We start from the raw sequence: 14,995 nt of genomic DNA on the forward strand, positions 1-14,995 counted from the left end.
ACCGAAATCGCCCGCGAAGGGAGAAGCCCCCCGTTCCGCGACGGAACGGGGGGCTTCTTCGCGCGGGTGCGCGGGGTGCCTCAGTGGGAGTGGCCGTGGTGGCCGCCCGCGGCGGCCGGCTCTTCCTCTTCCTTCTTCTCGACGACCAGGGTCTCGGTGGTCAGCAGGAGGGAGGCGATGGAGGCGGCGTTCTCCAGGGCGGAGCGGGTGACCTTGACCGGGTCGATGACGCCGGCCTTGACCAGGTCGCCGTACTCGCCGGTGGCGGCGTTGAAGCCCTGGCCCTTGTCGAGCTCGGCGACCTTGGAGGTGATGACGTAGCCCTCCAGGCCGGCGTTCTCGGCGATCCAGCGCAGCGGCTCGACGGCGGCGCGGCGGACCACGGAGACACCGGTGGCCTCGTCGCCGGTCTTGTCGAGGTTGCCCTCGAGCACCTTGACGGCGTGGACCAGCGCGGAGCCACCACCGGAGACGATGCCCTCCTCGACCGCGGCGCGGGTCGCGGAGATGGCGTCCTCCAGACGGTGCTTCTTCTCCTTCAGCTCCACCTCGGTGGCGGCGCCGACCTTGATCACGCACACGCCGCCGGCCAGCTTCGCGAGGCGCTCCTGGAGCTTCTCGCGGTCCCAGTCGGAGTCGGTGTTCTCGATCTCGGCCTTGATCTGCGCGACGCGGCCGTGCACGTCGGCGGAGTCGCCGGCGCCGTCGACGATCGTGGTGTCGTCCTTGGTGACGGTGACACGGCGGGCGGAACCGAGGACGTCGACGCCGACCTGGTCGAGCTTGAGGCCGACCTCCTCGGAGATGACGGTGGCACCGGTGAGGGTGGCCATGTCCTGGAGCATCGCCTTGCGGCGGTCACCGAAGCCGGGGGCCTTGACCGCGACCGCGTTGAAGGTGCCGCGGATCTTGTTCACGACCAGGGTCGACAGGGCCTCGCCCTCGACGTCCTCGGCGATGATCAGCAGCGGCTTGGAGGAGTTGGTCTGGATGACCTTCTCCAGCAGCGGCAGCAGGTCGGCGATGGAGCCGATCTTGCCCTGGTTGATGAGGATGTAGGGGTCCTCGAGGACCGCCTCCATGCGCTCCTGGTCCGTCACGAAGTACGGCGACAGGTAGCCCTTGTCGAAGGCCATGCCCTCGGTGAAGTCCAGCTCCAGGCCGAAGGTGTTGGACTCCTCGACGGTGATGACACCGTCCTTGCCGACCTTGTCCATCGCCTCGGCGATGAGCTCGCCGACCTGCTGGTCCTGGGCGGACAGCGCGGCGACGGCGGCGATGTCCGCCTTGTCGTCGATCGGGCGCGCGGAGGCGAGCAGCTCGTCGGAGACGGCCTTGACCGCGGCGTCGATGCCCTTCTTCAGGGCGGCCGGGGAGGCGCCGGCGGCGACGTTCTTCAGGCCCTCGCGGACGAGCGCCTGGGCCAGCACGGTGGCGGTGGTGGTGCCGTCACCCGCGATGTCGTTGGTCTTGGTCGCCACCTCCTTCACGAGCTGGGCGCCGAGGTTCTCGTACGGGTCGTCGATCTCCACCTCGCGGGCGATGGTGACGCCGTCGTTGGTGATGGTCGGGGCGCCGAACTTCTTGTCGATGACGACGTTGCGGCCCTTGGGACCGATCGTCACCTTGACCGTGTCGGCCAGCTTGTTGACGCCGCGCTCGAGGGCGCGACGGGCGTCCTCGTCGAACTTCAGGATCTTCGCCATGACAGCGGCAGCCCTCTCGGAAATCTGTGGGCGGAAAACGTGGGGTGAAAAGGCACTGCGCCCCGGGCGCCCGGCTTCTTGTGTGGTGGCGGGAGCCAGGGGCGCAGCATCAAGCTTCAAGCACGCATGTGTGCTCGGGTGAAGAACTACTTCTCGATGATCGCGAGGACGTCGCGAGCCGAGAGGACGAGGTACTCCTCGCCGTTGTACTTCACCTCGGTGCCGCCGTACTTGCTGTACAGGACGACGTCGCCGACCTTGACGTCGAGCGGCAGGCGCTCGCCGTTCTCGAAGCGGCCCGGGCCCACGGCGAGGACGGCGCCCTCCTGGGGCTTCTCCTTCGCGGTGTCCGGGATGACCAGGCCGGAGGCCGTGGTCTGCTCGGCGTCGAGCGGCTGGACCACGATGCGGTCCTCAAGCGGCTTGATGGCAACCTTGGAGCTGGCGGTCGTCACGATCCGACCTCCCCCTTCGGAGATCTCACGGGGTTAACTGTCTGAGGTGGCGACCAGGTGGATCCGTCGTCGCGGGTGCCGGACCTGCCCGTCGCGTTGTTGGCACTCTCCAGTGGGGAGTGCCAGAGCCGAGACTATGACCGCGATTAGCACTCGGTCAAGCGGACTGCTAATCCCCGTGGCGCGTCGGGACGATTTCCCGGCTCGCGCACCCCTACAGGTAGTCCTCCAGCCTCCCCACCGTCAGGCCCCTTTCCCGCAGCACCCGCAGCAGTGCCGTGGTCCGTTCGCGCAGGCTCGGGCCCGTGGACTCGTCCGGGTCGAGGGCGACGATGTCGCCGGGGCGCAGGCCGGGGGCGCCGTGCGGGTAGGTGAGCCCGGCGGGGCCCAGCGCGGCGCGCCACAGGACGACGGCCGTGATGCCGCAGTCGGCGGCGGCGCGCAGGGTGGTGGTGTCGTACGTGCCGTAGGGCGGGCGGAACAGGCGGGGGCGCACGCCGAAGCGGGCGTGGAGCTTGTCCTGCTGGCCGCAGATCTCGGCACGCTGGCCGGCGTACGGCAGTCCGCGCAGGGCCGCGTGGTCGAGGGTGTGGTTCTGGAGGGTCGCGCCGACGGAGCGCAGCCGGGCGAAGTGGCCGTAGCCGGGGCCGACCACGCTGTCGGTGAGGAACACGCTGATGGGCAGGCGTCGTTCGCGGACCAGGTCGATGAAGCGGGGGTCGCGTTCGGCGCCGTCGTCGTAGGTGAGGAAGACGACCTTGTCGCGGGTGGGGACGCGGTCGACGACCGGCGGGAGGGGCTCCTGCCCGGAGCGGCCCGGGCGGCCGGTACCGCCGGGGCTGCCGGGGCTGCCCGGACCTTGGGAGAGGGGGCGCACCCGTTGGGCGGCCTTCTTGCCCAGGCGTTCGATCGGGTCGACGGACTGGGCGCAGCCGGTCAGCGTCGTCACCGCCAGCGCCAGGAGTACGGCGATCAGCGCACGCGTCCTCACAGGTAGTCCTCCAGGCGGGCGACCGCGTACCCCTCGGCCGTGACCTTGTTCAGGAAGCGGCGGACCATGTCGGGCATGGTGCCCTGCCACTCGCCCCGGCCGCGGAAGTGGCTCAGGACGATGTCGCCGGGGTGGAGGTCGCGGTCCCCCTCGCGGTACTCCCAGTGGTCGACGAAGACCTCCTCGTCCCACAGCGGGGCGTACCTCACCCCGCAGGCCTTCGCGGCGACCAGCGTGTCGCGGTCGTAAGTGCCGTAGGGCGGGCGGAAGAGGACGGGGCGCCTGCCGTAGCGCTCGCCGAGGACGGTCTGCATGCCGCAGATCTCGTGCTTCTGCCGCCGGTAGGACAGGCCGCGCAGGGAGGGGTGGTGGAGGGTGTGGTTGTTCAGGGTCACCCCGGCGGCCTGCATCTTCTTGAAGTACGGGTAGTCGTCGCTGATGAGGTAGTCGCTGAGGAAGGCGGTGTACGGGATCCTCAGCTCGCTCATCATCCGCAGGAACCGCGGGTCCTTCTCGGCGCCGTCGTCGATGGTGAGGAAGACGACCCGGTCCCGGGTGGGGACCGAGGTGAAGACGGGCGGGAGGCCGAGTTCCTCGTGGCCCCGCACCTCGAAGCCGTCCCGGGTGGTGATCCGGGGCTTCCTCGCGGGCGGGGGCGGCGGGGTGAGCGGGACCTGCTTCAGGCCCCAGCGCCGGGCGGCGGCGACCCGGGCCGTCTGCTCGGCGCGCAGCCGTTCCGCGTACGAGTGCAGTGCCCGGACCGGGGGCGCGGCCTCGCCTGCCTGCTGGCCGGGGGCCGGGGCACCGCCCTCACGGTCGCCGCCCTCGGCGCAGCCCGCCACGATCGCGGTGAGAACCAGGAGCGCGATGCCGCCGCGCAGCGCGGCCAGAGAAGCGCCCTTTTTGTCATTTTGTACGACTGCTCCCATGGCGCCGGATCTTCCCAGCCCCGTCCCCGCGCCCCGCCCCGACACCGCCGCCGGGGACCGACGGTCCCCCGACCGGCCCACACGGGCACCGCACCGGACCGACCCGCCCCCGGCCCGGCGATGACCGACAATGACCCCGTGACCGACCTCGCCCCCCTCCTCACTCCCGAAGGCCTCGCTCTGCTCGACGCCGTGCGGGGGACCGACCCCTCCGACGAACTCGCGGTCGCCACCCGGCTGCGCCGGGAGCATCCCGCCGCGCTGGTGTCGGCGGCGCTCGGGCAGGCGCGGCTGCGGCAGCGGGCGGTGGCGAAGTTCGGGGCCGAGGACGCCGGGCGGATGTTCTTCACGCCCCACGGGGTGGAGCAGTCGACGCGGGCGAGTGTGGCGGCGTACCGCGCCGGACGCCTCAAGGAGCTCGGCGTGACCTCGGTGGCCGACCTGTGCTGCGGGATCGGCGGCGACGCGATCGCGCTGGCCCGCGCGGGCATCCGGGTGCTGGCCGTGGACCGCGACCCGCTGACGGCGGCGGCCGCCCGGGCCAACGCCGAGGCGCTCGGACTCGCCGATCTGATCGACGTACGGGAGGCGGACGTCACCGAGGTGGACACCGCCGGCTTCGACGCCGTGTTCGTGGACCCCGCGCGGCGGGGCGGACGCGGGCGGATCTTCGACCCCGAGGCGTACTCCCCGCCGCTGTCCTGGGCGGTGGGCGCCGCCCTGGCCGCGCCCCGGGCCGCGCTGAAGATCGCGCCCGGCGTACCGCACGAGGCGATCCCGGCCGAGGCCGAGGCGGAATGGATCTCGGACGGCGGGGACGTGAAGGAGGCGGTCCTGTGGTTCGGCACCGAGCCGGGGGCCGTGCGCGCGACACTGCTGCCGGGCCCGCGGACCCTGCGCGGCACCGGCCTGCCGAACCCGCACGTCCGGCCCCTCGGCCGCTATCTCTACGAGCCCGACGGCGCCGTCATCCGCGCCCATCTGGTCGCGGAGGTGGCCCGGGAGCTGGACGGCGGGCTGGTCGACGAGACCATCGCGTACGTCACCGCCGACACCCTGCGACCGGTCCCCTATGCCACCGCCTACGAGATCACCGACCAACTCCCCTTCAACGTAAAGAAGTTGAAGGCGCTGCTGCGGGAGCGGGAGGTCGGGATCCTGACCGTGAAGAAGCGCGGCTCGGCCGTGGAGCCGGAGGAGCTGCGCCGCAAGGTGCTGCCGAAGGGACACGGGCCGCACGCGGTGACCGTGTTCCTCACCCGGGTGGCCGGGGCCCCGACGATGCTGCTCGGGAGCCCGGCTCCGGACGCCACCGCCGACGGCGCGTCCTGAGGCCGGGACCGGAACGGGGCGAGGGTCACGCCTCGCAGCCGGCCGCCCGGGCCAGCAGCAGCTCCCGCTCCCGTTCGTTGCGGGCCAGGGCCGCCGCCCGCTCGAACTCGGCCCGCGCCTCGGCCGTACGCCCGAGGCGCAGCAGGAGGTCGCCGCGGACGCTGGGCAGCAGGTGGTAGTCGCTCAGGGCGGATCCGGCGGCCAGGGTGTCGACGATCTCCAGGGCGGGGCCCGGTCCGTCGGCCATGGAGACGGCGACCGCGCGGTTGAGTTCGACGACCGGGGACGGGGCGCGGGCGGCCAGCAGGGCGTAGAGGGTGGCGATGGCGGTCCAGTCGGTGTCCTCGTAGGTGGGGGCGTGGGCGTGGCAGGCGGCGATGGCGGCCTGGAGGGCGTACGGGCCCGGGGCCCCGGGGGAGGTGGCGCCGGCCCGGTCCAGGGCGGTGATGCCGCGGCCGATGAGCATGCGGTTCCAGCGGCGCCGGTTCTGGTCCTTCAGGAGGACGGGGGTGCCGTCGGGGGCGGTGCGGGCGGCGGTGCGGGCGGCCTGGAACTCCAGCAGGGAGACCAGGCCGTGCACCTCGGGCTCCTTGGGCATGAGCGCGGCGAGCTGCCGGGCCAGGCGCAGCGCGTCCTCGCACAGCGCGGGGCGCAGCCAGTCGTCGCCCGCGGTGGCCGCGTAGCCCTCGTTGAAGATCAGGTAGATGACGTCGAGGACCGAGCCGAGCCGGGCCTCGCGGTCGGGGCCGTACGGCACCTCGAAGGCGATGTTCCGGGTGGCGAGGGTCCGCTTGGCCCGGACGACGCGCTGGGCGACCGTGGGCTCGGGGACCAGGTAGGCGCGGGCGATCTCGGCCGTGGTCAGACCGCCGAGGAGGCGCAGGGTGAGGGCGGTGCGGGCCTCCGGGGACAGCACGGGGTGGCAGGTGGTGAAGACGAGCCGGAGCAGGTCGTCGTCGATGGCGTCCGGGTCCGGCGGTTCCTGCGGCGGGGGCGTGTCCTCCAGGGTGCGGCCGATCTCCCGGAGCTTGCGGGCGTAGTTCTCCCGGCGGCGGACGAGGTCGACGGCGCGGTGGCGGGCGGCGGCGGTGAGCCAGGCGCCGGGCCGGTCGGGGACGCCGTCCCCGGGCCACTGCTCCAGTGCGGCGACGAGGGCGTCCTGCGCGAGTTCCTCGGCGATGCCGACGTCCCGGACGACCCGGGTGACGGCGGCGACGACCCGGGGGAACTCCAGGCGGAAGACGGTCTCGATGGCGGTCCGGGGGTCGACGGCGGTCCGGGGGCCGATGGCGGGCCGGGGCTCGACGGCGGGCTGTGGTTCCACAACCCACCATCGAACACCCTGCCCGCGGGTCCGCACAGCGGACGGGCTCATCCCTCGGCGATCTCCCGCACCTCGCAGGTGACGGTCCAGAACTCCTCGTGCGCCTTCAGGAACCGGGTGGCCCACTCGATGGCCTCGGCGCGGTCCTTGCACTGCATGATCGCGTACCCGCCGACGACCTCCTTGGCCTCGGTGAACGGCCCGTCGGTGACGGAGATCCGGCCGCCTTCCCAGTGCACCCGGGTGCCCTGCGCGGACGGCAGCAGCCCGGCGGTGTCGAGCATGACGCCGGCCTTGGTGACCTCCTCGATCAGCTCGCCCATCCGCTGCATCAGCTCGGGGCTGGGGCCCTCGGCGGGGACGGAGTTCTCATCGATCTTCACGAGCGACAGATAGCGCGGCATGGTGGCTCCTCAGGGCTCACGGCGACCGGGTCCTTCCCGGCCTCTCACCCCTGCGTCGAACGGGGGACGGCCGGATCGACACCCTCGCCGAATTTTCCCGGAGATTTCTTCGGGGCGCGCGTCCGCGCAGGTGGGAGGGGGAGCACGGTGGGGCTGGTGCCGGTCCGGGCCGGCGGCCCGCAGCACGGGGGACCGCCGGCCCGGCCGGGACGGCGATGCTCAGCCCAGGGTCACCGTCGGCACAGGATTGCTGCCGCTCCAGCTCGCGTTGAACCCGAAGCTCACCGAACCCCCGTCCGGCACGGTCCCGTTGTACGGGGCGTTCGCACAGGACACGGCCGCCCCCGACTGGGTGCAGGTGGCGTTCCAGGCCTGGGTGATCTGCTGCCCGGCGCCGTACGTCCAGGTCACCTTCCAGGACGACAGCGAGGCACCCGAGCAGGAGATCGTCACGTTCCCGGTGAATCCGGTGTTCCACTGACTGCCCACGCCGTACGACGCCGTGCACCCGCCGGTCGGCGGGGGCGTACTCGTCCCGCCGAGCGCCTCCGCGATGCCGTAGTAGGCCGGTTTCGGCGCGTAGTTCCCGTCGTACGGCGTCGCCGCGCCCTGCCCCGGGAAGGTGCTCTCCACCCAGGAGTCGGAGTCGGCGAAGCCCCAGACGGTGAGGTTCACACAGCGCGCCACCGCCACGCAGGCGGCGGTGACGGCCTTGTAGTCGGCCTTCTGCTGGGCGAGTTTGGCGCTGTCGGAGGGCAGGTTCATCCGGATGTCCAGCTCGGTGATCGCCACGTCCACGCCGAGGTCGGCGAAGCGCTGGATGTTCTGCTGGAGCGTCGAGGGGACCTGCCCGAGGATGAGGTGCGCCTGGAGGCCGACCCCGTCGATCGGGACGCCCCGCTCCTTCAGCGACCTGACCAGGTTGTACAGGGCGGTCGACTTCGCGTTGACGCCCTCCACGTTGTAGTCGTTGACGTAGAGCTTCGCGGCCGGATCGGCGGCCCGCGCCCAGGTCAGCGCCTTCGCGATGTAGTCGGTGCCGAGGCCGTTGTACCAGAGGGTCGGGCGGTAGGTGCCGTCCTCGTTGAAGGGCTCGTTGACGACGTCCCAGGCGGCGATCTTCCCCTTGTAGCGGCCGACCTCGGTGCCGATGTGGTTCTGGAGCAGGGTGGTGAGCTGGGCCGGGGTCCAGCTGCCGTTGGTCAGCCAGTTCGGGTTCTGGTTGTGCCAGACCAGGGTGTGACCGCGCACCTGCTGGTTGTGCGCCTGGGCGAAGGCGACGATCTGGTCGGCCTCGGCCCAGTTGAAGGAGCCCTGGGCGGGCTCCACCGATTCCCATTTCATGGCGTTGCCGGGGGTCAGCGAGGAGAACTGCGCCCCGGCGAGGTCGCCGTAGGTGCCGGTGAGCTTGGAGCCGGTGACCGCCGTGCCGACGACCTTGCCCTTGGCGGCGCCGAGGTCGCGCAGGGGGGTGTCGGCCGCGTGGGCGGCGGGTGCCGTGAGCAGCAGCGCGAGGCCGGCCACGAGGGAGGTCAGGGACAGGCCTGTTCTCAGAGATCTCATGCGGGTGCCTCCGAAAGTTTCGGCCGTGCAACCGATTGACTTCGGTGGAGTGTGGAGGCGCCCACCACACCCGTCAATACGTCAACTTCCGGCCACGGGCGGCGCCGCGGTGCTCGTGCGCACCACCAGGCTCGTCGCCAGCTCCACCCGGGTGGCGGCCGGCGCCTCCTGCGCCGACCGCCCCAGCTCCAGCACCAGCCGGGCGGCCGCCTCCGCCATCTCGGTCAGCGGCTGCCGTACGGTCGTCAGCGGCGGCCCCACCCAGCGCGCCACCGGCAGATCGTCGAAGCCGACCACGCTGACGTCCTCCGGGATCCGCAGCCCCAGCTCCCGGGCGGCCTCGTAGACGCCGAGGGCCTGGAGGTCGTTGCCGGCGAAGACGGCGGTGGGCCGGTCGGGGCGGTCCAGCAGCTCACGGCCGAGCCGGTAGCCGGTCTCGTGGTGGAAGTCGCCGGTCTTGATCAAGCCGGGCTCGACCGGCAGCCCGGCGGTCTCCAGGGCGGCCCGGTAGCCGTCGATCCGGGCCCGGCTGCACATCATCTGCGGGGGTCCGCTGATCGCCCCGATCCGCCGGTGCCCGAGCTCCACCAGATGCCGGGTGGCGGCCAGGCCGCCCTGCCAGTTGGTGGCCCCGATCGAGGGCACGTCCGCGCCCGGGTCGCCGGCCGGATCCATCACGACGAACGGGATGGTGCGGCTGGTCAGCAGCGCCCGCTGGGACTCGTCGAGGCCGGACAGCACCAGCACCACCCCGTGCGGGCGCCGGGCGGCGACCTGGTCGGCCCAGGTCCGGCCGGGGGTGAGCCGGCCGGCGCTCTCGCTCAGCACCACGCTCAGCCCGGCGTCGCGGGCCACGTTCTCCACGCCCCGGATGACCTCCATCGCCCAGGCGCTCTCCAGTTCGTGGAAGACCAGGTCGATCAGGGGCGAACGGGTCGCCTCGGCCCGCCGTCGCCGGTAGCCGTGGGCGCGCAGCAGTTCCTCGACACGGGTGCGGGTCGCGGGCGCGACGTCGGCACGGCCGTTGAGGACCTTCGAAACAGTCGGGGCCGAGACACCGGCCTCGCGGGCGATCTCCGCGAGTGTGGCGGTCTGCGGACGCGTTTCAGCGGGCTCGGAGCGTGTCATGGCGGCGATCGTATCCCCGCGCGGCCTCTTGACTAACCCCTCGCAGCGCCATAGGTTCCCGGAACATTCGAAGTGTGTTACGAAACATTCGAATCCTTCGGGACAGGATCCCCCGGGACAGGAGTTTCATGACCACCGCCCCCTGGCGTGACCGTGCTCTGAGCGCCGCCGCCCGAGTCGACGACCTGCTCTCCCGGATGACCCTGGAGGAGAGGACCGCCCAGCTGTACGGCGTGTGGGTCGGCGCCTCGACGGACGGCGGGGGAGTCGCCCCGCACCAGCACGACATGACCGCCGACTACGAGTGGGACGACCTGATCACCCTGGGGCTCGGCCAGCTCACCCGCCCCTTCGGCACCGCCCCCGTCGACCCGTCGACCGGCGCCCGCGCCCTGGCCGCCGCCCAGCGCCGGATCGCCGCGGCGGGCCGCTTCGGCATCCCGGCCCTCGCCCACGAGGAGTGCCTGGCCGGGTTCACCGCCTGGCGCGCCACCGCCTACCCGGTCCCGCTGGCCTGGGGCGCCGCCTTCGACCCGTCGCTGGTCGAGGAGATGGGCCGGGCGATCGGGCACGACCTGCGCGCCGTCGGGGTCCACCAGGGCCTGGCCCCCGTCCTGGACGTCGTCCGCGACCCGCGCTGGGGACGGGTCGAGGAGACGATCGGCGAGGACCCGTACCTGGTCGCCACCATCGGCACGGCCTACGTCAGGGGCCTTCAGTCCGCCGGGGTCGTCGCCACCCTCAAGCACTTCGCCGGGTACGCCTCCTCCGCCGGCGCCCGCAATCTGGCCCCGGTGCGGGCGGGCACCCGCGAGTTCGCGGACGTCACGCTCCCCCCGTTCGAGATGGCGGTGCGCGAGGGCGGCGCCCGCTCGGTGATGGCCGCCTACACCGAACGCGACGGCGTCCCCGCCTCCGCCGACCCGGAGCTGCTGACCCGCCTGCTGCGCGAGGAGTGGGGGTTCACCGGCACGGTCGTCGCCGACTACTTCGGCATCGGCTTCCTCCAGACCCTGCACCGGGTCGCGGGCACCCCCGCCGAGACGGCGCGCCTCGCGCTGGAGGCGGGCATCGATGTCGAACTGCCCACGGTGAAGCACTACGGCGAGGCGCTCGTCGCGGCGGTCCGCGCGGGCGAGATCCCCGAGGCCCTGGTCGACCGGGCCTGCCGCCGGGTCCTGCTCCAGAAATGCGAACTCGGCCTGCTGGACGAGGACTGGCAGCCCGAGCACCCGGAGTCCGTGGACCTCGACCCGGCCGCGAACCGCGCGCTGGCCCGCCGGCTGGCGGAGGAGTCGGTGGTCCTGCTGGACAACCCCACCGGACTGCTCCCCCTCGCCCCCGACACCAGGATCGCGGTGGTCGGCCCACGGGCGGCGGACGCCCTGGCGATGCTCGGCTGCTACTCCTTCCCCTCCCATGTCCTGCCCCACCACCCCGGGGTGGAGACCGGCATCGAGATCCCCACCCTGCTGGAGTCCCTGCGCACCGAACTCCCGGACGCCAAGGTGACGTTCACCGAGGGCTGCCCGGTCTCCGACCCCGACCCCTCCGGCTTCGCCGAGGCCATCGCGCGCGCCTCCGAGGCGGACGTGTGCGTGGCGGTGCTCGGCGACCGGGCGGGACTGTTCGGCCGGGGCACCTCCGGCGAGGGCTGCGACGTGGCCGACCTGACCCTGCCCGGCGTCCAGGGCGAACTGCTGGACGCGCTCGTCGCCACGGGCGTCCCCGTGGTCCTGGTGCTGCTCACCGGCCGCCCCTACGCGCTCGGCCGCTGGCACGGCCGGCTCGGCGCGATCGTCCAGGCCTTTTTCCCGGGGGAGGAGGGCGGCCCGGCGGTCTCCGGCGTGCTGTCGGGCCGCCTCAACCCCTCCGGCCGCCTCCCGGTCAGCGTGCCGCGCCTGCCCGGCGGCCAGCCCTGGACCTACCTCCAGCCGCCCCTGGGCCTGGCCGGCGAGGTCAGCAGCCTGGACCCGACCCCGCTGTACGCCTTCGGCCACGGCCGCTCGTACACCTCCTTCGTCTGGGAGGACTTCACCGGCGGCGGCCCGCGGACACCGGTGACGGAGATCGGCACGGACGGCTCGTACGACCTGTCCGTCACCGTCCGCAACACCGGGCCCCGGCCGGGCACCGAGGTCGTCCAGCTGTATCTGCACGACCCGGTGGCGAGCGTGACCCGCCCCGACGTCCGGCTGATCGGCTACCAGCGGCTCGACCTCGCCGACGGCGAGTCCGCCCGGGTCACCTTCCGCTTCCACACCGACCTGTCCGCCTTCACCGACCGCGCGGGACGCCGGGTCGTCGAACCGGGCGAGCTGGAGCTGCGGCTGGGCACGTCCAGCGCGCTGGTGCGGGGCACGGCCCGGCTGCGGCTGACGGGCCCGGTGCGCGAGGTGGGGGCCGACCGGCGGCTGCGCTGCGAAACGGAGGTCGTACGAAACTGAGGTGTGCCCGGTGGGTGCCCGTGTGTCACAATCCGCCGACCTCCTGCAACCCGGCGCGTGACGGGAACCGCCCCCATGGACACCCCCATACCGCAACCGCCCCCCTGGCACACGGCCGCCCGGCAGTGGCTGCTGGCCGCCGCCCTGCTGACCGTCGGGCTGCTGCCCACGGTCGTCGTCGGCGCGGCCCTGCTCACCGCCTGTCTGCTCTGGGGCCCGGACTGGTCGGCGCTCGCCCCCGTGCTGCTGTTCTGGTCCGGGATCACCGGCGCCGTCGCCCGGGACCGCGGCCCGCTGCCCGGCCGGGCCGTGCGGCCCGACGACGAACCCGAACTGGCCGCGCTCGTCCGGGACGTGGCCGACCGCCTCGGCTTCCGCGCGCCTCTCCTGGTCCGGATCGTCCCGGCCGTCGAGGCCTCCCTCGGCCGGGCCCGGGTCAGCGGGGTGCGCACCCACGTCCTCTTCCTGGGCCTGCCCCTGGTGCGCACCCTCACGGAGGCCGAACTCGCCTCCGTCATCGCCCATGAGCTGGCCCACCACCGCCATGTGGACAGCCGCCGCGCCACCCTCCTGCGCTACGCCCGCGCCCGCCTCGCCGACCGGCTGGACGCCCCCGTCCGCCCCCTGGCGCCCCTGGCCGCACCCCTTCTGCGCGCCTCGCAGCCCGACTTCTGGCAGGCGGAGACGGCCGCCGACGCCGACGCGGCCCGGATCGCGGGCACCGACGCCACCACGGAGGCGCTGCGGCGGACCGTCCGGCTGCACGCGGTTTTCGAGGGCCTCGGCGAACCCTGGCTGGCCGACCTCGCCGAACGGGACGCCTGGCCCGAGGACTTCTACGACGCCCTCGACGCCGCCCTCGCCGACCCGCACGTGGCCCGCCGCGCCGCCCGCGCCGCCGCCGACGAGGACGCGATCGACCCGTACGCGGCGGCCGACCACCCGCCCGAGCCGGTCCGCCTGGCCGCGCTGCCGACGCTTCCGGGCACGGGAACGTACGGCGACTCGCCGGTCCCGCTGCGCGACGCACCGGAGATCGCCCGCTGGTGCGTCCGGCGTCTCACCCACCAGGACGGCGAGGGCGAGGACGACCTGGAGGCGGTACGGCTGCTCGGTCTGCCCGCCGACGAACTGCGCGGCCTCGGCGACGACTCCCGCACCGCCCGGCTGTTCAAGGCCACCGGGCACGACACCCCGGAGGCGGCGGTCACCGCGGCCCTGGACACGCTCGCCGAGGGCAGCTGGCCGGGGCTGGCCCGCCGGCTGGAGCCCGGACTGCGCCGGGTCCCCCGCGCCGTCCGCCCCCTCCTGGCCCGCCAGGTCTGCACGGCGGCGACGGCCGCAGCGCTGGCCGAGGTCCTGGAGACCGCCGGCTGGACCCCCGCCGGCCGCTGGACGCACACGGTCCTGACGTCCCCCGACGGCCGGACGGTGGACCTCGACGACCTGCTCACCGAGGCCGTCACGACCGCGGACCCGACCGCCGCCCGCGCCCTCCTGCGGAGCACGAGCGAGAGCACTGAGGAGACGCCCGCATGAGCACCCCCTTGCGCACGGCCCTCCTCGGCATCGCCGTCACCCTCGCCGGATACGCCCTGTTCGCCGGGTGGCTCGGCCTGCGCGCCGACGCCTACGTGGACGCCCGGGACCGGGCCACGGCCCGGACGACCGGCGTGGTCGTCGAGGACGGCATCGGCGACGACCTGGACGTCCGCGTCCGCTGGACCGACGGCACGGGCCGCACCCACGTGCAGCGCTTCGGCGTCTACGACACCGGCCGCTACGCCGAGGGCGAGGACTTCCCGGTCGCCTACGACCCCGCCGCCGGTGACCCCCAGGGCTTCCCGGCCGACCCGCAGGAGACGGCCGAGGAGGACGATCTGATCGTCCCGGTCTTCCTGGGCGCCGCCGTGGCCGTGCCGCTGACCCTGGTCTGGCCCTGGCGGGGCCTGCGCTTCCGGCTGGCCGCCCGCCGGCCCGGCCGGCCGACCACGGCCCGGGTGCGCACCGGCACCCGCCGGGCGGCCTGGCGCGCGTCGCGGGGCACCTGGCTGGAACTGACGTACCCCGAGGGCCGTACCCGCTGGCAGCGGATCATGTGGCACCCCGCCCTGCACGAGGCGCCGGCCGAACTCCCGCTCACCGTGCACGGCACCGGCCGCCGCACCGTCGCGGCCCTGCCCGACGGCACCCGGCTGGTCCCGCTGGGCCGGCTGCGCGACCATCCCCCGTCCGGCGCCGTCCTCGACGACGACGCGATGCGCACCGACCTCCGCGACGCCTTCGTCCTGCCGCCCGGCACCGCGGCCGCACCGCCCTGGCACGAGGCCGCCTCCGCCACCGGCCTGGGCACCCTCCTCGGCCTCGTCCTGGGCCTGGTGATGACGGGCCCGACCCTGACCGGCACCCTGTCCTCAGTCCTGGCCTGCGCGACCCTGACCGGCTCGGTGTGGCTGTTGTCGGCGCCGCAGCCCTAGAGGGTGTGTTTCGAACGTCCCGGCCAGTGCGGTGACCGTCAGCCGTCCGTCCGCTCGGCGCCCGTGGCGAAGAAGCGCTCCACGTACGCCCCCGGCGGCAGGGTGCTCGCGCGCATGAGGGAGAAGACCTCCGTGCCCTCGCCGGGGGCCGTACCGAGGGTGAAGACCTCGGCGAACCGGACGTACTCGACGCCGTCCAGGCCCTCGCCGTACTCGGCCGCCTCGGCCTCCGCGCGGGC

General features: G+C 73.6%; 12 protein-coding genes. 4 read left to right on the forward strand and 8 right to left on the reverse strand.

The window, feature by feature from the left end; all coding sequences use genetic code 11:
- Nucleotides 1-80: 80 nt before the first annotated feature.
- The 4 genes from groL to AQJ58_RS13015 all read right to left on the reverse strand — a co-directional run bounded on the left by groL (nt 81) and on the right by AQJ58_RS13015 (nt 4,081).
- A complete protein-coding gene (gene groL / locus AQJ58_RS13000; protein WP_067249096.1) occupies nt 81-1,706 on the reverse strand; it encodes a chaperonin GroEL in 1,626 nt (541 codons plus the stop codon).
- Nucleotides 1,707-1,852: 146 nt separating this feature from the next.
- A complete protein-coding gene (gene groES / locus AQJ58_RS13005; protein ID WP_039652762.1) occupies nt 1,853-2,161 on the reverse strand; it encodes a co-chaperone GroES in 309 nt (102 codons plus the stop codon).
- A gap of 214 nt (nt 2,162-2,375) precedes the next feature.
- Complete coding sequence (locus tag AQJ58_RS13010; RefSeq protein ID WP_067249097.1) at nt 2,376-3,152, reverse strand: polysaccharide deacetylase family protein; 777 nt, start codon at nt 3,150-3,152, stop codon at nt 2,376-2,378.
- Nucleotides 3,149-4,081 (reverse strand): polysaccharide deacetylase family protein, encoded by a 933-nt coding sequence (locus AQJ58_RS13015; RefSeq protein WP_079078895.1) that lies wholly within the window; start codon nt 4,079-4,081, stop codon nt 3,149-3,151. The genes AQJ58_RS13010 and AQJ58_RS13015 overlap by 4 nt, the downstream gene beginning before the upstream one ends.
- A 138-nt stretch (nt 4,082-4,219) precedes the next feature.
- Here AQJ58_RS13015 and AQJ58_RS13020 point away from each other — a divergent pair, with 138 nt between their 5' ends.
- Entirely contained in the window at nt 4,220-5,413 is a 1,194-nt protein-coding gene (locus AQJ58_RS13020; RefSeq protein WP_067249728.1) for a class I SAM-dependent methyltransferase, read from the forward strand.
- 25 nt (nt 5,414-5,438) lie between these two features.
- Here AQJ58_RS13020 and AQJ58_RS13025 read toward each other — a convergent pair whose 3' ends face one another.
- From AQJ58_RS13025 to AQJ58_RS13040, 4 genes are all read right to left on the reverse strand, one after another.
- Nucleotides 5,439-6,737: an RNA polymerase sigma factor gene (locus AQJ58_RS13025; protein WP_420712152.1), complete on the reverse strand. Its 1,299-nt coding sequence runs from the start codon at nt 6,735-6,737 to the stop codon at nt 5,439-5,441.
- Nucleotides 6,738-6,784: 47 nt separating this feature from the next.
- Nucleotides 6,785-7,141 (reverse strand): YciI family protein, encoded by a 357-nt coding sequence (locus AQJ58_RS13030; RefSeq protein ID WP_067249100.1) that lies wholly within the window; start codon nt 7,139-7,141, stop codon nt 6,785-6,787.
- A 219-nt stretch (nt 7,142-7,360) separates the two neighbouring features.
- Nucleotides 7,361-8,704 carry a glycoside hydrolase family 10 protein gene (locus tag AQJ58_RS13035; RefSeq protein WP_107122031.1) on the reverse strand — a complete coding sequence of 448 codons (1,344 nt, stop codon included), beginning with the start codon at nt 8,702-8,704 and terminating at the stop codon, nt 7,361-7,363.
- Nucleotides 8,705-8,785: 81 nt separating this feature from the next.
- The gene (locus AQJ58_RS13040) at nt 8,786-9,832 is read right to left on the reverse strand and encodes a LacI family DNA-binding transcriptional regulator (protein WP_067249102.1); all 1,047 of its coding nucleotides are present in this window, start codon (nt 9,830-9,832) and stop codon (nt 8,786-8,788) included.
- Nucleotides 9,833-9,960: 128 nt separating this feature from the next.
- Between AQJ58_RS13040 and AQJ58_RS13045 the strand changes: the two genes are divergently transcribed.
- From AQJ58_RS13045 to AQJ58_RS13055, 3 genes are all read left to right on the forward strand, one after another.
- Entirely contained in the window at nt 9,961-12,279 is a 2,319-nt protein-coding gene (locus AQJ58_RS13045) for a beta-xylosidase/alpha-l-arabinosidase (RefSeq protein WP_067249104.1), read from the forward strand.
- A 75-nt stretch (nt 12,280-12,354) separates the two neighbouring features.
- Nucleotides 12,355-13,818 (forward strand): M48 family metallopeptidase, encoded by a 1,464-nt coding sequence (locus AQJ58_RS13050; RefSeq protein ID WP_067249106.1) that lies wholly within the window; start codon nt 12,355-12,357, stop codon nt 13,816-13,818.
- Nucleotides 13,815-14,756: a DUF3592 domain-containing protein gene (locus tag AQJ58_RS13055; RefSeq protein WP_067249108.1), complete on the forward strand. Its 942-nt coding sequence runs from the start codon at nt 13,815-13,817 to the stop codon at nt 14,754-14,756. The genes AQJ58_RS13050 and AQJ58_RS13055 overlap by 4 nt, the downstream gene beginning before the upstream one ends.
- Nucleotides 14,757-14,995 lie beyond the last annotated feature (239 nt).

Source organism: Streptomyces sp. DSM 15324 (assembly GCF_001514285.1).
Classification (GTDB): Bacteria; Actinomycetota; Actinomycetes; order Streptomycetales; family Streptomycetaceae; genus Streptomyces.